22 protein-coding genes are annotated in these 23,769 nt (G+C 58.3%); 10 read left to right on the top strand and 12 right to left on the bottom strand.

Annotated features, from left to right (window positions below; translation table 11 throughout):
• Positions 1 to 168 precede the first annotated feature (168 nt).
• The 7 genes from ACWYRN_RS09670 to ACWYRN_RS09640 all read right to left on the bottom strand — a co-directional run bounded on the left by ACWYRN_RS09670 (position 169) and on the right by ACWYRN_RS09640 (position 7,445).
• Positions 169 to 2,136, bottom strand: coding sequence for an AAA family ATPase (locus tag ACWYRN_RS09670; protein ID WP_488692189.1), 1,968 nt, complete (start codon positions 2,134 to 2,136; stop codon positions 169 to 171).
• A gap of 16 nt (positions 2,137 to 2,152) precedes the next feature.
• Positions 2,153 to 3,730, bottom strand: coding sequence for a hypothetical protein (locus ACWYRN_RS09665; RefSeq protein ID WP_488692188.1), 1,578 nt, complete (start codon positions 3,728 to 3,730; stop codon positions 2,153 to 2,155).
• A gap of 148 nt (positions 3,731 to 3,878) precedes the next feature.
• Entirely contained in the window at positions 3,879 to 4,472 is a 594-nt protein-coding gene (locus ACWYRN_RS09660) for a hypothetical protein (protein WP_488692187.1), read from the bottom strand.
• Between the two features lie 75 nt (positions 4,473 to 4,547).
• The gene (locus ACWYRN_RS09655; protein WP_488692186.1) at positions 4,548 to 5,291 is read right to left on the bottom strand and encodes an NYN domain-containing protein; all 744 of its coding nucleotides are present in this window, start codon (positions 5,289 to 5,291) and stop codon (positions 4,548 to 4,550) included.
• 127 nt (positions 5,292 to 5,418) lie between these two features.
• Positions 5,419 to 5,808 (bottom strand): DUF6979 family protein, encoded by a 390-nt coding sequence (locus ACWYRN_RS09650; protein ID WP_488692185.1) that lies wholly within the window; start codon positions 5,806 to 5,808, stop codon positions 5,419 to 5,421.
• Between the two features lie 125 nt (positions 5,809 to 5,933).
• Positions 5,934 to 6,269 (bottom strand): hypothetical protein, encoded by a 336-nt coding sequence (locus ACWYRN_RS09645; RefSeq protein WP_488692184.1) that lies wholly within the window; start codon positions 6,267 to 6,269, stop codon positions 5,934 to 5,936.
• Between the two features lie 150 nt (positions 6,270 to 6,419).
• Positions 6,420 to 7,445 carry an IS5 family transposase gene (locus ACWYRN_RS09640; protein WP_488692183.1) on the bottom strand — a complete coding sequence of 342 codons (1,026 nt, stop codon included), beginning with the start codon at positions 7,443 to 7,445 and terminating at the stop codon, positions 6,420 to 6,422.
• A gap of 391 nt (positions 7,446 to 7,836) precedes the next feature.
• Here ACWYRN_RS09640 and ACWYRN_RS09635 point away from each other — a divergent pair, with 391 nt between their 5' ends.
• Both ACWYRN_RS09635 and ACWYRN_RS09630 read left to right on the top strand, forming a co-directional pair.
• Positions 7,837 to 8,166, top strand: coding sequence for a hypothetical protein (locus ACWYRN_RS09635; protein ID WP_488692182.1), 330 nt, complete (start codon positions 7,837 to 7,839; stop codon positions 8,164 to 8,166).
• Between the two features lie 109 nt (positions 8,167 to 8,275).
• Positions 8,276 to 8,440 (top strand): hypothetical protein, encoded by a 165-nt coding sequence (locus ACWYRN_RS09630; RefSeq protein WP_488692181.1) that lies wholly within the window; start codon positions 8,276 to 8,278, stop codon positions 8,438 to 8,440.
• Between the two features lie 365 nt (positions 8,441 to 8,805).
• Here the strand turns inward: ACWYRN_RS09630 and ACWYRN_RS09625 are convergent, their stop codons facing one another.
• Together ACWYRN_RS09625 and ACWYRN_RS09620 are read right to left on the bottom strand one after the other, a co-directional pair.
• Positions 8,806 to 9,471: a hypothetical protein gene (locus ACWYRN_RS09625; RefSeq protein ID WP_488692180.1), complete on the bottom strand. Its 666-nt coding sequence runs from the start codon at positions 9,469 to 9,471 to the stop codon at positions 8,806 to 8,808.
• Between the two features lie 16 nt (positions 9,472 to 9,487).
• The gene (locus ACWYRN_RS09620) at positions 9,488 to 10,726 is read right to left on the bottom strand and encodes a phage integrase N-terminal domain-containing protein (protein ID WP_488692179.1); all 1,239 of its coding nucleotides are present in this window, start codon (positions 10,724 to 10,726) and stop codon (positions 9,488 to 9,490) included.
• Between the two features lie 926 nt (positions 10,727 to 11,652).
• Between ACWYRN_RS09620 and ACWYRN_RS09615 the strand changes: the two genes are divergently transcribed.
• From ACWYRN_RS09615 to ACWYRN_RS09605, 3 genes are all read left to right on the top strand, one after another.
• A complete protein-coding gene (locus ACWYRN_RS09615; protein ID WP_488692178.1) occupies positions 11,653 to 12,660 on the top strand; it encodes a ParM/StbA family protein in 1,008 nt (335 codons plus the stop codon).
• A 14-nt stretch (positions 12,661 to 12,674) separates the two neighbouring features.
• Complete coding sequence (locus tag ACWYRN_RS09610) at positions 12,675 to 13,091, top strand: hypothetical protein (RefSeq protein WP_488692177.1); 417 nt, start codon at positions 12,675 to 12,677, stop codon at positions 13,089 to 13,091.
• Between the two features lie 99 nt (positions 13,092 to 13,190).
• Entirely contained in the window at positions 13,191 to 13,460 is a 270-nt protein-coding gene (locus tag ACWYRN_RS09605) for a hypothetical protein (protein WP_488692176.1), read from the top strand.
• A gap of 443 nt (positions 13,461 to 13,903) precedes the next feature.
• On the opposite strand, the gene ACWYRN_RS09600 is transcribed toward ACWYRN_RS09605, so the two are convergent.
• The 3 genes from ACWYRN_RS09600 to ACWYRN_RS09590 form a co-directional block, all read right to left on the bottom strand.
• Positions 13,904 to 16,225: a DUF262 domain-containing protein gene (locus ACWYRN_RS09600; protein WP_488692175.1), complete on the bottom strand. Its 2,322-nt coding sequence runs from the start codon at positions 16,223 to 16,225 to the stop codon at positions 13,904 to 13,906.
• Positions 16,226 to 16,227: 2 nt separating this feature from the next.
• Entirely contained in the window at positions 16,228 to 17,880 is a 1,653-nt protein-coding gene (locus tag ACWYRN_RS09595) for a DUF262 domain-containing protein (protein ID WP_488692174.1), read from the bottom strand.
• Between the two features lie 263 nt (positions 17,881 to 18,143).
• Entirely contained in the window at positions 18,144 to 19,625 is a 1,482-nt protein-coding gene (locus ACWYRN_RS09590) for a tyrosine-type recombinase/integrase (RefSeq protein ID WP_488692173.1), read from the bottom strand.
• A 215-nt stretch (positions 19,626 to 19,840) separates the two neighbouring features.
• Between ACWYRN_RS09590 and ACWYRN_RS09585 the strand changes: the two genes are divergently transcribed.
• The 5 genes from ACWYRN_RS09585 to ureC all read left to right on the top strand — a co-directional run bounded on the left by ACWYRN_RS09585 (position 19,841) and on the right by ureC (position 23,762).
• Positions 19,841 to 20,389: a DUF2939 domain-containing protein gene (locus ACWYRN_RS09585; RefSeq protein ID WP_488692172.1), complete on the top strand. Its 549-nt coding sequence runs from the start codon at positions 19,841 to 19,843 to the stop codon at positions 20,387 to 20,389.
• Positions 20,390 to 20,560: 171 nt separating this feature from the next.
• A complete protein-coding gene (locus ACWYRN_RS09580) occupies positions 20,561 to 21,421 on the top strand; it encodes an urease accessory protein UreD (protein WP_488692171.1) in 861 nt (286 codons plus the stop codon).
• A gap of 9 nt (positions 21,422 to 21,430) precedes the next feature.
• The gene (ureA, locus tag ACWYRN_RS09575) at positions 21,431 to 21,733 is read left to right on the top strand and encodes an urease subunit gamma (protein ID WP_488692170.1); all 303 of its coding nucleotides are present in this window, start codon (positions 21,431 to 21,433) and stop codon (positions 21,731 to 21,733) included.
• A gap of 8 nt (positions 21,734 to 21,741) precedes the next feature.
• Positions 21,742 to 22,062 (top strand): urease subunit beta, encoded by a 321-nt coding sequence (locus ACWYRN_RS09570; protein WP_488692169.1) that lies wholly within the window; start codon positions 21,742 to 21,744, stop codon positions 22,060 to 22,062.
• Entirely contained in the window at positions 22,059 to 23,762 is a 1,704-nt protein-coding gene (ureC, locus tag ACWYRN_RS09565; protein WP_488692168.1) for an urease subunit alpha, read from the top strand. Before ACWYRN_RS09570 ends, ureC begins: the two co-directional genes overlap by 4 nt.
• The last annotated feature ends 7 nt before the right edge of the window (positions 23,763 to 23,769 follow it).

Below are 23,769 nucleotides of genomic sequence, written 5' to 3'. Positions count from 1 at the left end.
ACCCGGCGCCGCACCGTGGTCCAGAACGTGGAAACCTTCGCCGTCTAAGGCAGGCAGATCCGCCAAGCGCGGCGGCGCTGAAAGGATGGTGCGGTTGCAAAAGATCACAGGTGAGATCCTACAGCAGCTGGCGGGTGCTGAATTCCGCTACCGCATCGGTGGCCGCTCCTAGGGGCGCGACCACGTCCCGAACGGCCACGCTACGCTGCCAACAGAGGAAACATCTGCGTACTTCGACGGTTCGAATTTCTTCCAGTCCGGATATAGGTCGCGCAATGTATCCCGTTGCGCGCTGTCATTGAAAATCTTCGTGCAAAGGCTAGGGTCGAAGAGCTCCTCGTCGATCAGTCGCAGCAGCAGGTCCAGCGGCGCATTCCCGTGCAGGCACGCGATCTCAAGCAGCTCGGCATCGAACTGCGGGTCGCTCTTGCCGATGTCGATCCGCAAGGTGAGCACGCGTTCCGGGCAACGCGGATTGCGGTAGGCTGCCTGGCGTACTGCCGCTTCCTTGTCCTTGACCAGCTTTTCGAGCAGGTTGTCCGGACAATCGGGGTGTGCAGCAACTTCCTCTCGCTTGACCTTGTTCGGATCGTCGGCCTGGCGGATCATCCGCGCCACGCTCATCCCCGCCGCGCTCGACGCTGGCTTGAGCTTGAGCTTCTCGAATAACTCCTCGTAGCGGCCGACCTGGTCGCGCAGCGTCTCGCGTAGCGGAACGGTGGCGCGGATGGCCTTTCGCAGCAGGTCCTGGGTGAGCGGGATGGCGTCGATAAAAGCGTTCTCCAGCGCCTCATTGATGGCGGACTCAATGTCGGCGCCGGCGTAGTCGCGACATAGTGCCGCCAGTTCGGACAGGTTGAACCCGTCCAGCGGCTGGCCGGCCTTCTGCAGATGGATGCCCAAGATCTGTTCGCGCTCTTCCGTGCTCGGAAAGCCAACATAGAAGATTTCGTCGAAGCGCCCTTTGCGCAGTAATTCGGGCGGCAGGGCCGTCACGTCGTTGGCCGTCGCGATAACGAAAACGGCGGCTGACTTTTCCTGCATCCACGTGAGGAAAAAGCCGAGCAGGCGCGAACTCACTTCGGACGCCCCGCTGCCGCCCATACCGACGAACGCCTTTTCCAATTCGTCGACCCATAGGATACACGGGCTGACCGTTTCGGCCATCTGCAGCGCGCGCCGCATGTTGTGTTCACTCTCGCCGACGTACTTGCCCAGCAGGGAGCCAATATCGAGGCGCAGCAGCGGCAGGCGGAACAGACTGGCCGCCACCTTCGCAGCGAGCGACTTGCCACAGCCCGGCATTCCGGCGATCAGCACACCCTTCGGCGCCTTGACGCCGAAGGCCTGCGCCTTGTCGAGGCGGCGGATGATCTCGGCGCGGCGCTGCAACCAGGTCTTGAGGTCGGCCAAGCCGCCGATATCGCCGATGTCGTTGTGCACACCGACCATCTCAAGCACGCCGCTCTTGGCGATGATGAGTTCCTTCTCGCGCGCGATCGTGTCGAGCGCCGCGTCGTCGATGCGTCGAGCCGGGCCGGCAGCCAGCGTCAACACGGCACTCAGTTCCAGTTCCGACAAGCCGCTGCAGGTTGTGACGACCATGGGCCGCACCGCGTCGGCGATCTCGACGCCGTGCTGCGCACAGAACTGGTACAGCAGCGCCTCAATGTCGTCGCGCGCCGGCAGGGGGAGCGGCAGTAGCGCCACCAGCGGCTCAATTTCCGACGGCAGTATCGTGCGCTCGGACACGAGCACCACGGCGCACCGCGCGCGATGATGGCGCTCGATGCGGTTCAGTAGTTGCCGCAGCCGGGCGATGGCCATACGCTCCTGTTCGAGTGCCAGCGCCGCATCCTTGATGACCAAAAGCTTGCCGTCGAGGTCTTCGTCGAGCAAGTCAGGCAGGCAGGCGGCCAAGCTCGTGTCGCCGCTACCTGGGGTGCGAAGCGGCTGCTTGTTATCAGCGCGCACCCAGCCATAGCCAAGGTTCCATTCGGTCGCGGTTAGGCCGAGGTCGCTCGCGACGCCGGCGAGAATCCGGTCCACGCGGGCGTCTTCGGCCGAATGGATCAATACACCGGGCCAACCGGCGCGTACCAAGGACTGCAATTTTGTGGAAACGTTCATCGTCATCTTTTTATGTCCGACATTAGGCAAATAGGCTACGCAACCCCGAGAACGCCGAGCCGACCACCCGGCCCAAGGCCTTGGCGCCGTCGGTGACGGTCGTGTGGACCGACTTGGCCATGTCCAGCGCCGCCCGGGCGACTACCTTACCGCCCTGGTAGACCTTGTCGGCGATGGCGCCGCCGGCAATTCCCGCGGCGAGTCCGCCGAGGAAGCCCCCGACGATGGCGCCAACCGGGCCGAACACGCAGCCGATGGCCGCGCCCAGTTCGGCGCCGGCCGCGGTCGCGGCCAGCGACAGCGCGCAGGTCACGGTTACGTTGCCCATCGCATCGAGCGCTTGGTCGCGCGTGATTTCACCTTTGCCCAATTTGAACAGGACTTTCGCATTCTCCAGCGCGACGAAGGCAATGTTGGCGATGCGCCCCGCCGGCGTGTTCTTCAGCGCCTTGCCGAGCCACCCGGACTTAATGGCGACTACCAAGGCCCCGGACACTGCCACCTGCAGGCCGACGTGGCCGCAACTCTTGAGCGAGCTCTCGAAGAATTCCTTCAGGTCCTCGCCGACTGCGGCATTTGCCTTGCCGGTAAGCCGGTTCCATACGCGCCGCCCGAGGATGCGTGCGCCCTGCAACGCCGCGGCAATGCACGCCCCGACAAGCGCTTGCTTGCCGAACTGCTTGGCTATGTCCAGGCGACTCGCCTGGTTCCAGTCGTACTGGCGAGCCTCGTACTCTTCCTGCGCGCGGCGCTGCAGTTCCTTTGCCTCTTCCTTCGATAGCGGCGCTGACGTGACCCCGTCAATTTCGATCGCCTCGGTACTTCCCTGGACGTCGTTGCCCTGCCCTTCCGGTACCAGCTTGCGTTGCCCGCGATAGTCGCCTTTCTCAAACAGGGTAGTGGTGACCTCGCCGTCCGCACCATACTTGACCTGGTAACGGCGCACCAGCTTGCCGTTCCCGTCGTAGATGCCGATGTCGACCGAATTCTTTCCGTACGCTTCCCCCGCCCCTGGCTTGAGGACGCGCGCCCGATAGGCACTGCCCTTGGCTGCTGCATCGACGTTAAACGTGCCGACGTGGTGCTGCTCGGCGATAAACCCGTCCAGGTTCATACATTGGCTGATTCCGCCATCTTGACGGAGCAGCACGCGCCAGTTTTCGGCATTCGCCTGCTCCAGCGCCCCGTCGATCGCTGCTGCATAGTCGCCTACTTTAAGCGTGGCCTGGGCGGTGGCAGCTTCCTCCATCTTCGCGGCAATCCAGCTGGCGCGCGACTGTCCGCGATCGAGATGGTCAGCGAGAGATGCCTTCGCTTCGTTGGCGCGGGTGATGCTGGCGATGACGTCTGCCGCGGCGGCCCTCGCGCTCTCCCGCTCATCCCAGAGCGACGGGTACTTCGCGAATTCGGCGGCCAGCCAACTCTCCAGTGGTTGGCTGTCAGGACTGGCGCGATAGGACGCGAGGAAGCTGGCAAGGGTCTCGCCGGCCGGGACTAAATCGGTCTCGGCGCCGAGCTGGTTCTTACACAGGTCGGCTTGTGCGTCCTCGGCAATGTCAGCCTCGGCGTCCTGCTGTGGGTGGTTGAGGGACGGGAGCATAATTTATTAAAATAATTTCAGATGAACACTGCAAAATTCCAGAGGGAATAGAACACGACTCAAGCGGCGGCACATTTCGAAGGCGTCCCCGGTGTAGAGCTTTTCGTTCTCACCGATCCCTTGCCGATCCGATCCCTGCGCGCCAGCGTCAGCCGCCGAGCTTCTGCCTTACCTCGCGGCCGAGCTCCCGTGCTTGCTCGTGACTCCAGCCACGACTAAAATGCGGCACTGGCAGCACGGTCGCAGCAGAAGCTTTGTTTTGCATGTGCGCTACGGCGTCTTTGCCGTGCACGATAATCACCTCCGGCTTGAGCGTGGCAAGAAGGTAGTCAAAAGGTTTTGTATCGCGCAGCTCGGTGCCCAGGTCGCAAAACTCTTCGGTTGGCGTTGCGTAGATATTCGTTTCCAGACAAATCGCCGGGTCGATCTCCTCAACCAGACATTCAATCACCGCACGCGACGGGCTGATCCTGGAGCGTCGGATTCGTCCAGGCTTCAACGGGCGCTCTGCACGTTCGCCCAGATAAGCGTCCATCCATGCGCCCTTGTCGTAGCCAATACCTGGGCGCCAGAAATCCCAGAAAGTCGCCTTCATTGGCGAAGCGGGATTCAGTCCAACGATGAAAATGCGGCATGCGAGCGGCGATCCGCTGCAGACGAACGGTCGCAGTGCCGTTGGCCTACCGATGATGTCGGCAAGTTGCTGCTCGAAAGTACCGATGGAAATATCAGGGGAGTTCACGGTGTCAGATATGCATTCATTTGTATTGGACCGCGCTGGCTGTTGCACGGCATTTCAGGACACTTCCTAGTACGACTACTGCTCGATCGGCGCTAGCTCAACGGTATAGTGGCCCTTCTCTGCCCGCGTGAGTACCAGAAGATCGTAGGTCTTCAGCATGTCAACCAATCCGGCGTGGCCATACGCTGCAGGCGTAAAGGCAGGATCGGTACGTTTAAGATACTGGCCGAGCGCCGAGAGGTGGACCTGACCGTCGGAGGTGGCACTTGCCAACAATGAGACAGCTTCGACCACGAACCTAGGGCGGCGCTTGACCAGTGCCAGTTTCGACTTCGCGATCGATAGTTTGCTCGGGTCGTCGCTTTCCGTTGTTCCCGATTCAGGGACCCATTCGAAGAACTGGTCACTAGCATTTCGCAATGCGTTCGGGGCCTTTGCCTCGCCTACGATCGATACTGTCGCGCCGCGTTCCCGCAGCTTGCGACATAAATAGGCGAAATCGGAGTCGCTTGTGACAATACAGAATTTCTCGGCCCGGCCGTCGAACATCGCCTCGAGTGCATCCAGGGCGAGAGCGATGTCGGACGTATTCTTGCCGGCAGCGTACTGGTACTGCAAACACGGAGTAAACGCTTTCTCGACGAGCGCTTCCTGCCAGGTTTTCGCAAGCGTAGCGTGGTTTCCGTATCCCCTGCGCAGCACGACGCGGCCGAACTGCGAAGAAACCCTTAGTGCATAGTCCAGTATCTCGGGGGTCGTGTTGTCGCAGTCAACGAGGACCGCAACGCGGGCTTCGCCGGTGGGATGTGTCGCATTCATGCTATGTAGGACACTGGTTTTTCCGTTACATCGGTTAGCCATCTGGCGGCGCTTCCGACCGGTCGCGACGTGGCTTGGGGGACAACCTGAACCGTGTACGGCCTGTCAGCGCAGATTACGAATGCCATCAGCGGGTGGTCCTGATCAATCCGGCCTTCCATAGCGCAGTGACGACGTCCATCTGGCTATTCGGTTTCAGCTTGTCGTTACCGATTTTCTTCCACAGCAAAGCCTGGTCGTCTACGAGCATGGGATTCGACCTGAGAGCCGCAATGGCCTTGAGGCCGTACTGCTTGTTATCCGACAGCTTGGTGTTGTACTCACCAGACGGAACGCCATGGACATTGCCCCCTTCGCAAATACCAAGAAAGGTCGTCCTCGGGCAACCTTTCTTTTGAGCTGATTCCGTGTTGAAGAATTCGCGTGTGGCGATCTCCCAGCCATCAACAATCGATGATGCTTTCCCAGCTGTGTACAGGGTGACAGCTCTCACTGCGGCGTTGCCATACGCGGCCATTTGCTTTCCCTTCAGTTATCTTCTTCCGTCCCTAACCAATCCTATAACATTGAGCTGGCGCGGGCTACAAAAAGTTGATAGGTAACACTTTCCTGCCCGTGACATTGCGAATCCAGGTGCCAGATTTAGTGCTGGATGCAGGATCCAGCTCGCTGGATAACAACTAGATCAGGAAGTCGTCCAGCTTTCTCCCGCTCGCCAATCCTTCCACCATCCACCTCGGCTGCCCCCCACGCTCTGACCACGTTTTCGAACTGTCGCCAGGATTCTTGTACCGCGCCTTCCCCTTTTTCAGCCTTCCCAGCTTTGGTTTTCTTTATCACGCCGAGTAAATCTTGGACTGAACCACCTAATTTCTGTGCAATCGCGAGGATTTGCTCGCGCGCTTTGCTGACCTCGTGGAGCTGGGGGCTCTTGATCTCTTTTTCGATGTCGTAGTGAAGCCCCTTCAGTTCGCCCAAGCTTTAGGGCACCTCGAATAACCCGTGATTTCGGCGCCACGCGCGGGCCGAGCGGTTGAATATGGCTGGGAATGAGCGGACCGCGCCATTTCTGGGGCTGTTTTTCAGGTTGAGATGCCCGATTTTGGCGGTCCGGGCGGACCTCGGGCGTCAGAACGCCGCGACCCGGGCCTCCTTCAAGTAGACAAGGCGCTGCAGGTTGTACGCAGCCACCTTCCAGTTCAGGTGCAGCGTGGCGCGCGCCAGGCCGATGGAGCGCAGCGCCTTCCCACCCATCTGTGCCATGCCGGCAAACACGTGCTCGATGCGCGCACGTGTCTTGGCGATGCGGCGATTGCGTCGCTGCTGTGTATCGGAGATTGGTTTGTCCTTGCTGCCCTTGCGCTGGATGTGCATCCGCCAGCCCTGCTTGCCCAGCCGCGCTTCACGCTCGCTGTCGACATATCCCTTGTCGGCCAGGATGTTCCGGTTCGTGTTGGCAGGGTCGAGCACGTCCTCGAAATGCGTGGTGTCGTGTTCGCTGGCCGTGCTCACCTTGATCTTACGCACCAGCTTATAGCGCTTGTCGGCGTTGGCCGAGACCTTGTAGCCGAAATAGGACTTGCCGTGCTTCTTCGTCCAGCGCGCATCCATGTCTTTCTGGCGCCGTTTGGCTGCTTTCCAGTCGGCCGGCATCGCACCTTCACCAACCAGGGCCTTCTCTTCCTTGTTCAGCGACTGCCTGGGCGCCTGCACAATGCTCGCGTCGATCATCTGGCCGCCACGCGCAATGTAACCGTGCTTGGACAATTGCCGATTGACCGCTTCGAAAATGCTCTCGCTGGCGCCGGCCTGGATCAGGCGCTCCTTGAAGGTCCAGATCGTTGTCCGGTCCGGGATCTGGCTGCTGGCACGCAAGCCGACGAAGCGTTGGAAGCTCAGGCGATCAAGCAGCTGGAATTCCATCTGCTCATCGGAAAGGTTGAACAACTGCTGGATCAACAGCACGCGGACCATCAATTCGGTGGGAAACGGCGGACGGCCGCCGCGTTCACGGCTGGGGCGTGGTGCCGCAGTGTCGACTTCAGCGGCGAGTACCGCGAAGTCGACATGCTGCTCTAACACCCGCAGCGCATCGCCAAGCTTGTTCAGCTTGGCTTCGCGCTCCTGATCGGCAAACAGACTGGTCTTGATCATGGAAATTACGTCAGGCTCGAGGCGTCAGCATCATGCCAGACTTGACGGGGTTTTTCGAGGTGCCCTTTAGGTCGATAGATCAATCATTGACATGGTCATCTAAAACTCCGTCCGAGAAAACTCCGTCCGAGTTTTGGTTATGTATGAATAGTACACCCTGCAAGGAATTTACTACGAAACAGCGAAATCTCTTCATCAGTTCATCGCTTCGTCCTCGGCAAAAATTAATAACTTACGACTCCGATTAACGGCAAGACTTCTGCTGATCGACATCTTGAGGCGAAAGTTTTTTTCTCCGGAACTCGACTTGCGTTAGGAAGAATGGGAATTAAGATTGATCTGTGACGGTTATATATACCGTTCAGCGCAGCAGACCAAAGGAGCTTTCCCAATGAATACTAAAGAGATCACGAACCAAACCATTTTTACGACCGACTGGGCAAAAGGAGACCGGCGCTCCGTAAAAGCCTATCTCGCCGGTAACGGTGATTGTCGAGTACTGTGGTGGAACATCAACCGCCTGACTCACCAATTATTCCGCCCGAAACCTTCGTTGGCGAAGATTATGTTTTGCTTCCATTCGCGGCATCACGTAATCACCTTGTTAAGCCTAAAGTATCGGGCCGACGTCCAGGAAGTGGCTAATGTCATCCAGTCCAAAGGGGTCATCGCAGGAATTCGCCGTGGGGTTTCCTCAAGCAAGGAGAATAGGCTTTTTTAAATGCAGCACTTGTCTGCAATACAGCAGGCACAAAATTGCTGAACCATTAAACGTGCGGCACTCACACTAAGAATACCGATTACCTTAATAGCATAAAGGCACACATTAAATGAAAGAATTTTTTGCGCATATTAAAAAAATTGCCATCGCAGACAGCCTCCTTTTTCTTGAACCATACATGGCGATAGGCCGCTTTATTCGCCGACTCTTCAGGGCGCTTTCTTCGCGTCTCAAGCGCTCGAAGAAAAATGATAGAAAAGGAGACAATCAATGAGAAGCACCATCTTCTACTTGTTGTTTTATTTTCATCCTTTGGCAAAAACCATCTTCTTAATCGGATGCCGAGTTTTTTCCCTTCTCTCGATCGTCACACTCATTGCGATCTTCTTCAATGGCTTTTCAATCGCCTATCTCGTGAGTGCCGCGATATTTTTCGCTGTATCGCTTGACTCGTTAGTTCTACAAGATAAGTACACTACGCTACTCCTAAAGCTTCAACCGGACGGCATTGAGTATACATTCTATACTTGATGAAGTGAGCAAGGCTGGCAACCATTTGATTGCCAGCCTTGATATCACCGCTCATAGCTTAATTCTAGCCAGATTGACAAGCTACATATTTAGCTATATAAAATCATTTTACTCTCCTGTGTAATACGAGAGTTCTGCAGGGTCGCTGCACAGCAGCCAACGCGACCGGTCCGACAGGAGTTCTTCGAATGAACCATCTGGACTAAAAATGCTTGCTTTTTTCTGGCCGATGAGTCTCATCGCTTCTCGCTGCAGATCGGGCCAAATCAGCGGTATGAAAACCTCTTCCAGCCATGACCGTAGCGCTTTGATTTGGCGCTCTCCCCTTGCCTGAAATGAAATTACCGACCAATCAAAAGTGACATCATCAGGGTCAGTGTCGAATATACGGTGGCGGAGCGGATGCGACTGGTATAACCAATAGAACAGATCCGCGAGATGCCAGCCGCTTGGGAAGGCTAAATACACGTCCCGCGGATCAAACGTAAATTTCACATAGCGCACTCCCTCGTATTCCTCGTCACCTTCGAACGATGTTTCGCTTACTGTCCCCCATGGAAAATGGTACCCGCGCAACTGTTGGTAATCTTCAAGGATACTGGTGCTAAATCTCCTTTCCCCGATACCCATGATTTCCGCATGAGACGCAGGGTTCTCTTTGCGAAAAACACAGCTCGCTATTCCATAAGCCGGCATGCCAAGCAATACCGGACATCCGTTGTTCAGAAGATGCAAGCTGGCTTGTTCGAGAATCGTGTTTTTATTACTGTTCAATTTACTTCTCCTTTTATTACAACAAAAAATCTTTGATCATTGCTTGGGCTGTGGCGCTTAGTGCTACTAAAACTCCGCGCCCGGGAGTCATCCATTCCGCTCCGTTCCGCCGCGAGTGCTCCGACCACAGAATGTGAATCTGTTCTGCAGACACGCGTAGACCCAGGCCAGCCATCGTGTCCTGCATAAGCCGGCAGTCCTCTACCCGCTCGGCGGAGACCTGCTGCAGCCCAACCACGTCGAGAATCCGAAGCGCTTTCTGAATCGTTGCGATACCTTGATCGCTCTCAGTTGACTTTGGTGCGGACGACCCGAAGGAACCGATATATGCGCCCGTTACTGACGGTCGATTGTGGCCTAGCGCCTGAGCGACCTTGGCCTTCGCCACATTCCGATCCGTACTGCCCAGTTGCTCAACATCGCCGCCCATCGTGGGCGGAATCATCCCAAGTAGCAGCGCATGGTTCTCTGCAAACTGTGCCCGCAAACCGTGTCCGGTCACGCCGGCGTTGGCCTTGGTGAAGCCGAGCGATGCCATTAAATTTTCGTATCGGCGGATGTTCTGTTCGAGGCTGGCTGCCTGGCCCGATTGGGCCCGTTCCCACCCAAGCGGTTTGTCTTTTGGCACCCGGGCTTTGACGTACTCCAGAAGCTCGCGCTGTGCGCTCGACTCGATCGGAATGTTCCGCCAGCGACCACCTTTTCCCATACCAGGGAAAACCTGGAGGTAGTGACCGTAGTCCTGGACATGCGGATTACATTTCAGGACCTCTTCGCGCCGTAGTCCGAAGCCCAGTTCGAGACGCAACATCAGACCAAGGCGCGAATCGCGCTCGTCGACCTTGCGAAACGTTTCTACGGGATCGATCCCGTTTCCAGACCAAGACTTCGTGGTTTGCGCAACGGAGCGCACCTTCAACAAATCGGGGTCCACGTCTGGGAGATACTTCTGAACGGAGCCGACCATACCGGGCTTGCCGAGCATTAAGCAGAACATGCGTAACCGCGACAGGTCGTTCTGGATTGTCTTTATCTTCTTATGCTGGGAATACCACCAATGCTTGACGAGCGCTTCAATGTGCCGCTCGCCCAAGTTCTTCGGGTCTTGGAGCTTGTAGCCGAGTTTGTGTAGACACCGGATCGCTGCATACACCACGTCTTTTGTCAGGGTCTGGGTTCGCTCGGACGCGACTTTCCCATTCATTCGGCGCTGACCGTGCGACTTCATCTCGGCGTTCACTTTTTGCTGCCACATATATCCCCTCAAAAAAACTGTCGATACCTGTTATCGCCCAGGGCGGAAGCGCGGCCGCTGGGCTTGGCGGGGGTAAGGCACCCGTCTTAAATAAACCAGTTTCGCGTCCGCGGGCCTTACTGCCAACCACGGATGCGCCGAACCCTCGCGGTAATCGGTCTCTCTTCCCGGGAAGAGAACAGAACTTGAAGCAGTGTCTCGCTACGCATTCCCGGACCAAGTCCAGGCGTTGAGGATGCGCGCCTCCAGTTGCGGAACGACCAGGGAAGCTGGCGTGATGTTCATAGGTGCCGTGCCAAGAGCACATGCGGCCTAAGGGGCAACTAGCCCGATCACGATGGTTGTAGTGAATGATGGAAGACACGAGTCTCCGAGGCGGAGAGCGGATGTGAAGATGGTTTAAGAATGGCCGAAATCGAAAACGGTTCAGGCAGGGATTTCGATCTGTGATCGAGTTTTCCCTGCCATTGCGTTAAAAAGCCGATGACGACACGGTTTCGGGATCACTCTGTACCTGTCTGTGGAGACTCGCGGGCGAGACTCAGCCAAGTAAGAGCTGATTTTTAATGAAGTGAGTGCTTGCCATCGAATGAAAGCAAGACGGTGCCAAAAGGCTGGCGTTGCGAAAAGCTGGTCTCTCCCTGCGGACAGAACAACTTATAAAGAGGGGTACAAAAATGCCGAAAACCGACCGCTCTAATGTACTCCAAACATAGATAGTTTGCAAGAACTATTTCTTTTCGGAATTTCGCTCAAATTTCCGCAAGCAGCGATAGGTAGCGGCGGCGTGATTTCTGACATCGAATTTCGACACGGACGAAATTCAGGTTCGGACACCGGCTTGGTGCCGCAAAACGGGACCTGACTTGCGCACGCCGACTTGCACGTTACCTTTGTATCTCTTCCTCACGCTTGGAGCACCATAAATGGAAAAACTCTCGATCGCAATTGACGGCGGCCACTCAATGTTCAAAGTCCGGGCGGCCTCACTGGCGTCCCCCGATGAGCGCCTCTCGTTTCAGATTCCTACCGTCGTGATGCCAGCGATCGCACTGACGAACGAGCAGACCCGGCAAAAAGCCGAGCTCGAGACCGTCGAAGTGGACGGTCGCCGATACTTCATCGGTGACACCGCACTACGGCAAGGTCGCTCAGAAGTCTATACAGGGCAAAATAATGACTGGATTGAGAGCTCCCAGCACGACGCACTGGTGCTTGGAGCGTGGCGTAAGGCTATGCAGGCGTTCGGGAACCCCTCCGCTCGAGTGCATCTGGTGATGGGTTTGCCCGCAAAATTCGTCGGGCCGCAACGCGATGCGCTCCGGAACCGTATTGTGGCTTTACTAACGCCGCGGCTCCTGCCTGGACAGACACTCCGGGTGATGGTCCAGAGCCAAGCAGACGCACCGCTTCAGTGGCTTTCGATTCATGGCAACGGCCGCCTCCATCCTGGGCGGGACCTCGACAACGAGGCTTGGGGCGTAATCGAGATTGGGCATTACACGACTGACTTCGCTCTGTGCGACCGAGGCGCGATGATGGAATACGCGGCCATATCATGCGCGGGAATGCACTTGGTCTACGATGGCATGTCAAGCGCACTGGCGCAAGCCAAGTTGCCGACATCACTGGACGTGGTTGAAGCTGCAGTACACACCGGAGGCATAAAACACTTTGGTGAACGAGTCGACGTTTCGCCCCTGCTTAATCAAGCGAAAGCGGGCTTCGAGGCCGTGGTCATGGATGAAGCCAACCGAGTGTTTGGGCAAAAGGCTGCGGCATTGGACGGCATCATCGTCGGCGGCGGGGGTGCCGAAATGCTTATCAATGGACTCAAGCAGCGGTTCCCCAACGCTGTATCTAGCGACGAACCGCGGATGATGGTAGCGGAAGGCTTCTGCCGCCTAGGCTTGCTGTCACTGCTCCAGTCCTGACGCCGGGATATCCCATGTCATTACAAACGGAAAAGCCGCCGAAAATCGGTACTGAGATTACCGTTCGGATCAGTCTGACTTTTCAAGATGTTCCTGATGTCCATACGCTGCTGGCGATGACGCCGGTGCGCGAACGCGGAAAACTCGTGCGCTTGGCACTTGAACGATACATCGCAGAAACAGATCATCCCGCTGGCGACGTTGAGCAGCAGATCCATGTCATTTCTAAGTGGCTGAGGTCTCGAAATGCGAGGGAAGAATCAACGGCGTATTCAGGACGCAGTTTCGAATCAAAGCTCTTAGTTAGGGCGAGTAGTGCGAGCACAAGTCAAGTTTATGCTTCTGGACCTCCGATAACAACACAAGCGGCCTTTACTTCGGAAGAGACACTTGGGACCTCATCATCCATTAAAAGATGGCTTCAGACCTAGGTGAATCGCCTCTATTCGAGCTTTCCGGTATCGCGGCTTGCGCGTCCGATATGCTTTTATACAATAAGAAAATTATTTGCTTTATTAATAAGGATAGTGATGCCGCATAATCTGTACGACATATGCAATGACGGTTTCGAGGACTGGCTTCGGGATATAAGCGGCGGTTCGCTGGTGAGCGATCTGAGCGAGAAACGTTTGGTGGAGCTAGTAAGCAGCACCCTTCGAGAAGTCACGCTAGAAGCGCGCGCAAAAGGTTTCGTCGACTTGGCGAACCTGTGCTATTCCATGGCTGACAGCGTTCTGGGCTCGCGGGCTCCTGCTCGCAAATGCCTAAAGGTTGTGGTAAATGTCGGCCAACGCCACTGACCATACAGTTAAATAGGAAAATCTTGGCCTTAGTACACTTTTAAAGGTAATCCGGTTTGATTCGCGATCCCGATTAAAGGCATCCACTTTGATCTACATCTTAAGGTGTGGTTCCCTAATAGGGCCGATAGCGAACCTGCAATGTGCGGCTTACGGCGCATGACCACTCTTGGCGTTAGCTGCCGGAGAAAACTGTTATTCAGCGCAACTAAGGCCAAATTTGGCTTTCGATACTGGAAGTCATACCATAAAATGGTTGCTTACAAGAACCAAGGACGGCAACTTGGACCGCAGGCAGATCAGCATAGTGACCTCTTTACAAGCGAAGAATTGGCCGATGGCGACTTCACGTCGATGTCAGATGAAAAGATCGGTTCGTTATTAAGAACGGCCTGGGAGTACGACGAACACGAGCCCTCGAAATTCTTGGACAGATTAAATATCTACAGGTCGGCTGTGGCCAACGCACGCAATAAAGTTTCGCCTTTCTGAATGCGGTCTTCCATATCAAAGCCATCGACCTGCTTTATTCGCAAAAGCCATTTATCGCCCACCAACTCAACCCCACAAGTTGCGCATGTTTCAGAGAATGCGTCGGTATCTTTTAAGTCACCCGGTGGACCGATTTCCCATCCTTCATCCACTGAACGAATGCTGATTTTGCTGTTCTTTAGCACGAGGGTCCGCGCGAGCGTTTCGGAACCTGTGAAATAAGGCCATGCTAGGTTACCGATGCGGTTGCGGGGAAATTCGCTTCTCATCACGATGGCACGCACATAAGGATCGTAATAATTGCTGGTCAGCTTTTCCTTATTGAGCATGCAGGTTTGATAACCAGCACCCGGCCCGATGATATAGCGCCCTGAAGCACCGCTACGCATCACATCGTATTTGACGAAATAGTATCGCCAGTCCATCGGTGTCGCCGGATCAGCAAGATAGCGGTCGACCAGGCTGTGTAGCGGGGTGCCATTAGCATGCGCGTCAAGCAGTGCGGCCAGTGGGCCGTTGACGGGCTGGTTGGTTTCGCGTTTCCTACCTCGGAAAATGTCACGCCACGGTTCGTCGTTTTTTGCAGCACCGAAGTCGCGCAGCCAGTAGCCTGAAGTACGCATGGATGGTCGAGAGTAATCGCCGAGGGCGAGCAGTGGACCGGTCAGGTGCTGGTAGGGTTGTACATTGACGGTCCGGGCCGTGTCAAAAAGCTGCAGAAAGGCCTTCGCCCGTGCGGCGAAGTGCTGCGGCTCCAAGAAAAAGGCTGTCAATCCACCGCGTAGCAAGTCATGGTCTTCCAGCAAATGCATATCGGCTTCGAGTTCGGGCGCCTCCCGCAGCATGGCCGCCTTGGCGATTTCGTTGCGAACCTGCACCTGATTAAAGGTGGCGAGCGCGCCCAGGTCTTCGATGGTAATTAAGGCGTGTACTTCGGCTAGCAAGCGCGGCATCGTATTTCTTTCGCCGACGCGAATTTCGTCGCCGGACGCCTCGATTAGATTGCGCAGGATTCGCATGCGCTTGGCGAAGCGCGGCTGCGGCGCGCCGCCGGTTTTCTCCACCAGTACGCCGTACAGCAACAGGGTATGACCCAAGGTCCAGCCCCTAGTGCCGTGCAGGCGGCAGCAGGCAGCGAACAGGTTCACTCCATCCTCTTCGAAGGTCCTGAGGGTCTTGAACAGGGGAACCCGACCGTCACTGGCGGCTTCGCGCGGCGCCAGCACGGACTCGAACTCCACCTTGATGTCCTTGCCGTCCCATGCGTTAAAGGCGGCGAACAGGAAATCCACACTCTTTGATGCCTGCGAATGGCCGGCGCTGTACACCATGTCCGCCAGGTCGTCGTCGCGTAGCTCCGCATTGAATTCGATGCCAGCGTTCCAAGCATTGATCTCGGTAATGCAGCGGAAGTAGCGCATGAATTCGTCGTCGACTACATTGTCGCTGCCACGGTAGTCCCACAGGATGTTCGACCATCTGGTGTCGACATTTAGCGCGAAATGCGGCGCTTGAGCATGGCCAGCCTGTGTCAGCACTGCTTCGAAGTGCGCCTTGAAGTTCTCGAATCTGGTCAATGGCTTGCCGCGCGAATTCATCTTGATGTACAGCTCGTTGGTGAGACCGCTGGCTGCGACTGGCAGTACGTAAAAGCGGATGGCGGGCCGGACCGGGTCAAGCAGTCGGCCGAGGGCCGCGTCAAAATCGGTGATGCCCAGTTCCGTCATTTTGTGATGCAGCGTGTCGAGCATCGTTAGCATCGATTGAATGGTAGGGTCGAAGTCCCAAGTCGGCAGATAATCGGCATGGTCGCGGATCCAGTCCGACACCTTGACCGGGAACGGCGGCGCCTCGCGCACGAGGAATGCGCAAAATGCCCGTGCACTAGCCCGGGTTTCGTAGCTAAACCGCGACCACGGCTGGTGGGCGCCGGATAGCCGTGTGCGCCAGGCCAAGTAGCAATGCAGCAGGAACAGCGTCGTCAGGCGTTGCTGGCCGTCGAGCGGCAGGAACTGCCCATCCTCGCTGACATCGCCGAAAATGAAATCGAGGTCGACCGGCTCTTCGCCCGGCAGCAGCGCGCGGCACAGGGGCGTGACGAAGGCATCCCGGATGCGGCTGACTTCGATCGAATTGCGGCCTTGCGCGTAGTCGCGCTGGATTGGAGGGATTTCGATGCGCGAAATGTCGAGGTCGCCGAAGCGCAGGCCGAACAGGTCGGCAAAACTGACCAGCGGGGCGGCCGCTGGCGCGGGGGAATTGGGAGAATGCATGATCAGAGTTCGCTGGTCGAGGTCAGGTAGGGTTGCAGCTGTTTGCGGATCGCCTTGGTATACGCAATCTTGTCCAGCTCGCTCCAGAAATGGGGCTGTTGGGCATCGGCGCCCGTGTAGTACTTCAGGAAAACGTTGCGCGTGCACGGCGGCACGTATTCTCCGGCGCTGTCGAGCTTCATGATCATCTGCCGCTTGACCTCGAACACCGAATTGTTCAGGCTGCTGTTATGGGCGCTCGACAGTAATGCCAAGTTATGGATTAAGTGGTCGGCGTCGGTATCCCGGTTCAGCAGGCCGAGGATGTCTTCGCTCAGCAACTTGAACGTGTCGCCGGAACCCTTGCCCACGGCAATCTCGGCAATGACCGCGTCGATCTTGGCGTCGAGCGCGTCCATCTCGGGACTCTTGCCCAGCGCCCGCAATGCCTTCTGGTGCGACTCGAGCCAAGTTTTCCACTGGTCGGCCCGGTTCAGGTCTTCTGCGTTTTGCGCGTGAATGTGTTCGAGCGACCAGCGGCGGCCGACATGCCGCGCGAACGGGAAATGCTGCCCGGCCTGCGTAGCAGTCTGGACATTGAGCAGCAGCAGGATGTCCATCAGCTTCGCGCGGTTGTACACATAGTTCAGCGTGGCCAGCTGTTCGTTGCTCGTCTTGATGTGAGCGCGGATGTCGCGGTCTAGCGCCTCCTCGAAGGCGCTTTTCCTGATGCCGCTCGCCAAGCGGGTAAAGCGGCCGAGGGACATGCCCGTCGCCACGAGGAAGCCGATCTTGTTGTAAATGCCGGGTTGCCGGTGCCAACCGAGTATCTGGGCATGCATTGCCAGCACGCTGCTCCAGAAAGCGGCGCCATCCGCGCGGATCGACGGCAGCAGAGTATCGAAGGTATGGTAGCGGTCGCGGCGGCGCTCGGGCGCCTTGATCCCATCAGCCAGCGCGTCAAGCAGCAGGCTGATGCGGGTCGGATACTGCGTGTCGCCGTCTTCGGCATCGAGCCCGGCCACAAAGGCCCAGGTATCGGGGTCGTGCAAATCACGCTCGATCGCATCCCACTGCGAGGCGATCTCGAGCGTGCGCTCGCCAGCGCCCGACAGTAGGGCGGCCTTGACGAGTTCGGCTGCAGTAAGGGGAATCCTGCCGATGTTCAGGCGCGTAAAGAGCGGAATCGCCGCGACGTCGGCCGGCGCTTCATAGCGGATCACCCGCACCGAATCGAACAGGTAGCCGTGCAGCTTGCCCGCCGCGCGGTTACGGCTGTAAAGGTCGCCATGACTCGCGAACCAGTCGCCGATTGCTCCATATGCGGCATGCATGTGGAAGTAATCAATGTTTCTGCTGTCCTCTTGGTGAGGCAAGTGGATCGTGGCGAGAAATTCGGTGCTGTCAGTGCGCGTTGCGTAGTGCAGTGTGTACGGTGCACCCATGCCGTGCCTGAGTTCATGCTGGATGTAGTGCAGGATCAAATATAGGGTAGTCAGTCGCTGCTGTCCGTCGATCAGTTCCCACTCTCTTTCCGACTTGCTTGCGGCCTCCCTGCGCAGCTTGACGACAATCGGCTGCAGGCTGTATGGCTTCCCTCCACTCGCCCAAATATCCTCGAGCAAATGCCACACCTCATCCTTCCCCCAGCGGTATCCTCTCTGGTAGGTCGGCACGAAAAAACGGCCGCGAATCTCGTTTAGCGTCTCATGGGTTAGGGATGCGGTAGTAATCGGGCGCTCTTCGACAGTGGAACGTGCGTTTGCACAAGCAGACATAGAAAATATCAAGGATTTAAAGATTGAATATCTCTTGATATTTGCAATTTTGTTTTAGGAGGTCAAGTTTTATTTCTTATGTTTAAGGATCCACTAGACAGGGAGGAATCTAGCAATCGTGGAAGGTCATGCGCAATGCGCCAGATTCAACTGCTGATTTTCTAAGCGCCCACAACGCGCAGTGTTGCGGCTGACGATTTTTGGTCGATGCTCGCCTGCTCAAGAATCCATGCTTCAATCTTTGTATGCCAAACACGAAGCAGATCGAGGGGCCGACGGATGTAATTTTGCTCTCGCACGCCTTGCGGCGCATGCCCTTGTATCTGCGCCGCGATTCCCTTCGGTGTCTCAATCCACTCGCTCAAGGTGGCAAATGACCGTCGCAGGCCGTGCAGCGTAAGCTTCGGCAAATTAGCCACTGCGACAGCCTCGTTATGAGCAATTCGCGGCTCTGCGATATGGCCCGACGCTGACGTTGGACTGGAGAAGACGTACTCGTTCCTACGCGGCAGATTGGTTAGAAGCTCAGCAACGAAGGGAGTCAGTGGAACCATTCGGAAATCCTCGACTTTGTCAGACAGCTTGATGCTACCCCACTGGAAGTTCACGTCTGCCCACTTCAGTGCAGCAAGCTCCTCGCGCCGGGCGCCGGTGACCAGCAGAACTTGAAGGTAGGCTGCAATGACCGGATTCCCGATCTTGCGCACTGCGCTGAACCACGACTGCAACATCTCGCGCTGAAGAACGTCGTGGCGCCGCTTCTCTTTACCCAGGCTTTCGCGGGTCCTCGCGCTCTTGGTGGGATTGGTAGGAACCAGAATCGAATACGTTTTATGCGAAGCACACCAGTTCATGAACGCCTTGAGCAGCCTCCACGCCAGTCGCGCGCTTGAGGGGCGGATCTTTGCTTCTTCCCTTGCCCAAGCCTCTACCCGCTCATTCGTCAGGTCGACGAGCCGCAGCTTGGACAAAGACCAGAGTGGACCAGCCTTCGTCAGTGCTGGACTGCGCTTTCGAGGCTGGCCACCTTCCTGGATAATCTTGCGATGCGCGGCAATATGATGATCCGACCAGCCAGCTTCTCGCGTGGCGATGCGATCGGCAATGTACTCAGGCCAAACGTGGCCCAAGGTCACGGACTCGCGCATCCGTTTTTCGTGCTCCGCTACAACCGCAGCTTCCTGCACCGCGCGCGCCGCTCTCTCTGCAGCGAGCGCATCTTCCTTCACTTTTCGCGGGTCCAGCCCATTATCAATCAACACTTTCAGACGACGTGCTTCTGCCTGAGCCTTGGCAATGTCCCATGTGCGTGGGTCACCAATCGTTAGCCGGATAGTGGCGCCATCCAGCTTTCCCTGAAAAATATAAGACTTGGCTCCCTTCGCCGTTACCCGCAACCCGAGACCAGGTGAAGCGGTGTCCCAAAGGAATGACTGACTCTTTCCGCTCTCGCAGGTGAACTCTTCTACCCTGCCTGCCGCAAATTTTGTTTTTCTCACTAATATCCCACGAAGAAGCGCTGTGTAACCGCCATGTAACCCAGATGGTAGCATACTCATCAACACGCATCCACCTGAACTCAACAGCAAATGCGCACTAAGCAATTGATTATTAATGATATTAAGTGAAAAAATCAACGCCAATCAACACCCATGAATACCGATACACGGTGATTTGTAATCATCAGGTGGCCAGTTCGAAACCGGCAGCCGGCACCAGACATCAGTAAGAAGCAAAAAGCCCAGCCTCACGGTTGGGCTTTTTGCTTTTTCGGACGCCTTTGTCCGTGCAATTTTGTGTGAGCTTTGGGTGTTTCTTAACAGATATACTCGTCCCAACATTACTTCACCCATCGCCCATGAAAAAGACCCCTGCCCTTGGCGCTGCCGCCATCGCCGCTGCTCTCCTCGCCCTCAGCAGCTACGCCAGCCCCTACTGGACCCTGCACCAGATGAAGACGGCTATCGCCGAGAAAGACGCCGACGGTTTGTCGGAACACATCGACTTTCCTGCCCTGCGCGAGAGCTTCAAGGGGCAGATGATGACGATGATGCAGGAGCGCATGGGCTCGGCCGGGATGGCCAACAATCCCTTCGCCGCCATGGGACAGATGATGGGCGCTGCCCTGGTCAACCAAGTGGTCGATGCTGCCGTGTCGCCGGCGGGTGTGATGGCGATGATGGAGGCGGGCAAGGTCAAGCCGGGCGCACGCCCGGCGCCGGCAGCGGATGCGGATGCTGCGAAAGAAACCACCGACTATTCGGTCGATTACCGCGGCTGGAGCAAGGTGGCGATCTCGACGTCGCAGCAGGACGCGGGCAAGTTCATCCTGAAACGCACCGGTCTCTGGAGCTGGCAGCTGAGCGCGCTCGAGTTGCCGGAATCGACCCTGAACGCGGCGGACTGACGCCCATCTCCGCTAGCTGATCCGGGGCGGCCGACAACACCGCCCCGGCACCATCTTCACGCGCTGTGCACACGCGGCGTACAGCCTGCACCAATTCCGGGCAGCGCTTCCCTCTTTTCCTTCCAAACGGGCGCTTTGGCGCGCGGCACGCTTCTTGCTGACCTATCGGCAATGAACGATCGCCTGGCCCTGCCTTCCCTCTTCGTCGATTCCCGCACCCGCTGGGAGGCCAGCCTGCGCCTGGGTTTCATGGCGCGTGCCGGCGGCACGATCCTGGGCGAGCGCCGCCACACCGGACCGCTGCGCGTGCAAAAACCGCTGTATCCGGAAGGCGCCGAGGTTTGCCATGCCGTGATCGTGCACCCGCCCGGCGGCGTGGTCGGCGGCGACGTGCTCGATATCGGCATCGCGGCCGGCGCCGGCGCGCATGCCCTGCTCACCACGCCCGGCGCCGGCAAGTGGTACCGCGCGAATGGGCATTCCTCGCGCCAGGATGTGCGCATCGAGGTGGCGGAAGGCGCGTCGCTCGAATGGCTGCCGCAGGAAACCCTGTTCTACCGCGAAGCCGCGGTCGAGATGCGGCATGAGGTGACGCTGGCGGCGAACGCGCGCTACATCGGCAGCGAAGTGCTGTGCTTCGGACGCAGCGCTTCCGGCGAGACGTTCGACAGCGGCAGCATCCGGCAAAGCACGCGCATCCGGCGCGAAGGAAAGCTGGTCTGGCACGAAGAGGGGAATATCGACGGCGCAGGCTCCGGCATGCACAGCCCGTTCGGCTTGGGCGGGCATACCGTCTGCGCCACTTTCATCGCCTGCGGCGCCACGCTCGACGCCAGCCAGCTACGCCAGCTGCGCGAGGAGATCGGCGTACATGGCCGGGGCGGCGCAACCCAGCTGCCGCAGATCGTGGTGGTGCGCCACCTCGGCTGCTCAAGCCAGGCGGCACGCGCCGTGATGGTGGCGGCCTGGCGCCGCCTGCGTCCGGTGCTGATGCAGCGCGAAGCCGTCATCCCGCGCCTGTGGAATACCTGAAAGGACAGCATGGAACTCACCCCGCGCGAAAAGGACAAGCTGCTGATCTTCACTGCCGCCCTGCTGGCCGAGCGTCGCAAGGGGCGTGGCCTGAAGCTGAATTATCCGGAAGCCGTAGCCTACATCTCGGCCGCGATCATGGAGGGTGCGCGCGACGGCAAGACCGTGGCCGAGTTGATGAGCGAAGGCACGCGCATCCTCACGCGCGACGAGGTGATGGAGGGCGTGCCCGAGATGATCCCCGACGTGCAGGTCGAGGCGACTTTCCCCGACGGCAGCAAGCTCGTCACCGTACACCAGCCCATCGTCTAGGAGACATCATGATTCCGGGAGAACTGCTGGTGGAGCCAGGCGAGATCGAACTGAACGCGGGCCGTGCGACTGTCGTGGTCGAGGTGGCGAATGGCGGCGACCGGCCGATCCAGGTCGGCTCGCACTACCACTTCTTTGAAACCAATCCGGCGCTGCAGTTCGAGCGGCGACTGTCGTATGGCATGCGCCTGGACATCCCGGCCGGCACCGCGGTGCGCTTCGAGCCGGGCCAGGTGCGCACGGTGACCTTGATTGCCTTGGGCGGCGAGCGCATCGTCCACGGCTTCAATGCGCTGGTCTCCGGTCCCTTGCTGGAGGAGGCGCCATGAGTCGCATCGGGCGCCAGGCCTATGCCGAGATGTATGGCCCGACCACGGGCGACCGCATGCGCCTGGCCGATACCAGCCTGGTGATCGAGATCGAACACGATTACGCGATCTATGGCGAAGAGGTGAAGTTCGGTGGCGGCAAGGTGATCCGCGATGGCATGGGCCAGTCGCAGCGCCCCCACGCGCAGGTGGCAGACACGGTGATCACGAACGCGGTGATCGTCGACCACTGGGGCATCGTGAAGGCCGACATCGGCATCAAGGACGGCATGATCGCCGCCATCGGCAAGGCCGGCAATCCGGACATCCAGCCCGGCGTGACGATCGTGATCGGCGCGGCCACCGAGATCATCGCCGGCGAAGGCATGTTAGTGACCGCCGGCGGCATCGACAGCCACATCCACTTCATCTGCCCGCAGCAGATCGAGGAAGCGCTCATGAGCGGCGTGACGACGATGCTGGGCGGCGGCACCGGGCCCGCGGTGGGCACGGCGGCCACCACCTGCACGCCGGGGCCCTGGCACATCCACTCGATGCTGCAGGCGGCCGAGGCCTTTCCGATGAACCTGGGCTTTTTTGGAAAGGGCAATGCGAGCCGGCCGGAGCCGCTGGTCGAGCAGGTGCAGGCGGGCGTCATCGGCCTGAAGCTGCACGAGGACTGGGGCACGACGCCGGCCGCGATCGACACCTGCTTAAGTGTGGCCGAGCGCATGGACATCCAGGTGGCGATCCACAGCGACACCCTGAACGAAGCGGGCTTCCTCGAGCATACGCTGGCCGCCTTCAAGGGCCGCACCATCCACACCTTCCACACCGAAGGTGCGGGCGGCGGCCATGCGCCGGACATCATCGCCGCCGTCGGCCAGGCGAATGTGCTGCCGTCGTCGACGAATCCGACCCGGCCCTACACCGTCAACACGCTCGACGAGCACCTCGACATGCTGATGGTCTGTCACCACCTGGACGCCTCGATTGCCGAGGACATCGCATTCGCCGAGTCGCGCATCCGGCGCGAGACCATCGCCGCCGAGGACATCCTGCACGACCTGGGCGCGATCTCGATGATGTCCTCGGATTCGCAGGCCATGGGCCGCGTGGGCGAAGTGATCCTGCGTACCTGGCAGACCGCGCACAAGATGAAGCTGCAGCGCGGCGCCCTGCCAGGAGATAGCGCGCGCCACGACAATGCGCGCGTCAAGCGCTATATCGCCAAGTACACGATCAACCCGGCCATCACGCACGGCATCGCGCATGCGGTGGGCTCGGTCGAAGCCGGCAAGGTCGCCGACCTGGTGCTGTGGAAGCCAGCCTTTTTCGGCGTGAAGCCGTCGATGATTTTGAAAGGCGGGATGATCGCGGCGGCCCAGATGGGCGACCCGAATGCCTCGATCCCGACGCCGCAGCCGGTGCATGCGCGGCCGATGTTCGGCGCCTTTGGGCGGGCGCTGTTCCGTTCCTCGTACACCTTCGTCTCGCAGGCGGCCTTCGATGCCGGCATCAAGGAACGCCTCGGCCTGGCCAAGCCGCTGCTCGTGGCGCGCAGCATGCGTGGCCTGGGTAAAGCGGACATGGTGCACAACGACGCCACGCCGCACATGCAGGTCGATCCCGAAACCTATGAGGTGCGCGCCGACGGTGTGCTGCTCACCTGCGAGCCGGCGCGCGAGCTGCCGCTGGCGCAGCGTTACTTCCTGTTCTGAGAGGCCG

Source organism: Massilia sp. BAP21, assembly GCF_057801335.1.
Note: the sequence above shows the minus strand (reverse complement) of the source record. Positions and strands in the feature narration are given on the sequence as shown.

What these genes read in the sequence shown, in the direction of transcription:
- ureC (WP_488692168.1), top strand. Translation starts at nt 22,059, where the DNA reads ATGAGTCGCATCGGGCGCCAGGCCTATGCCGAGATGTATGGCCCGACC.
- ureA (WP_488692170.1), top strand. Translation starts at nt 21,431, where the DNA reads ATGGAACTCACCCCGCGCGAAAAGGACAAGCTGCTGATCTTCACTGCC.
- ACWYRN_RS09600 (WP_488692175.1), bottom strand. Translation starts at nt 16,225, where the DNA reads ATGCATTCTCCCAATTCCCCCGCGCCAGCGGCCGCCCCGCTGGTCAGT.
- ACWYRN_RS09615 (WP_488692178.1), top strand. Translation starts at nt 11,653, where the DNA reads ATGGAAAAACTCTCGATCGCAATTGACGGCGGCCACTCAATGTTCAAA.
- ACWYRN_RS09610 (WP_488692177.1), top strand. Translation starts at nt 12,675, where the DNA reads ATGTCATTACAAACGGAAAAGCCGCCGAAAATCGGTACTGAGATTACC.
- ACWYRN_RS09635 (WP_488692182.1), top strand. Translation starts at nt 7,837, where the DNA reads ATGAATACTAAAGAGATCACGAACCAAACCATTTTTACGACCGACTGG.
- ACWYRN_RS09605 (WP_488692176.1), top strand. Translation starts at nt 13,191, where the DNA reads ATGCCGCATAATCTGTACGACATATGCAATGACGGTTTCGAGGACTGG.
- ACWYRN_RS09655 (WP_488692186.1), bottom strand. Translation starts at nt 5,291, where the DNA reads ATGAATGCGACACATCCCACCGGCGAAGCCCGCGTTGCGGTCCTCGTT.
- ACWYRN_RS09580 (WP_488692171.1), top strand. Translation starts at nt 20,561, where the DNA reads ATGAACGATCGCCTGGCCCTGCCTTCCCTCTTCGTCGATTCCCGCACC.
- ACWYRN_RS09620 (WP_488692179.1), bottom strand. Translation starts at nt 10,726, where the DNA reads ATGTGGCAGCAAAAAGTGAACGCCGAGATGAAGTCGCACGGTCAGCGC.
- ACWYRN_RS09630 (WP_488692181.1), top strand. Translation starts at nt 8,276, where the DNA reads ATGAAAGAATTTTTTGCGCATATTAAAAAAATTGCCATCGCAGACAGC.
- ACWYRN_RS09650 (WP_488692185.1), bottom strand. Translation starts at nt 5,808, where the DNA reads ATGGCCGCGTATGGCAACGCCGCAGTGAGAGCTGTCACCCTGTACACA.
- ACWYRN_RS09670 (WP_488692189.1), bottom strand. Translation starts at nt 2,136, where the DNA reads ATGACGATGAACGTTTCCACAAAATTGCAGTCCTTGGTACGCGCCGGT.
- ACWYRN_RS09585 (WP_488692172.1), top strand. Translation starts at nt 19,841, where the DNA reads ATGAAAAAGACCCCTGCCCTTGGCGCTGCCGCCATCGCCGCTGCTCTC.
- ACWYRN_RS09640 (WP_488692183.1), bottom strand. Translation starts at nt 7,445, where the DNA reads ATGATCAAGACCAGTCTGTTTGCCGATCAGGAGCGCGAAGCCAAGCTG.
- ACWYRN_RS09665 (WP_488692188.1), bottom strand. Translation starts at nt 3,730, where the DNA reads ATGCTCCCGTCCCTCAACCACCCACAGCAGGACGCCGAGGCTGACATT.
- ACWYRN_RS09570 (WP_488692169.1), top strand. Translation starts at nt 21,742, where the DNA reads ATGATTCCGGGAGAACTGCTGGTGGAGCCAGGCGAGATCGAACTGAAC.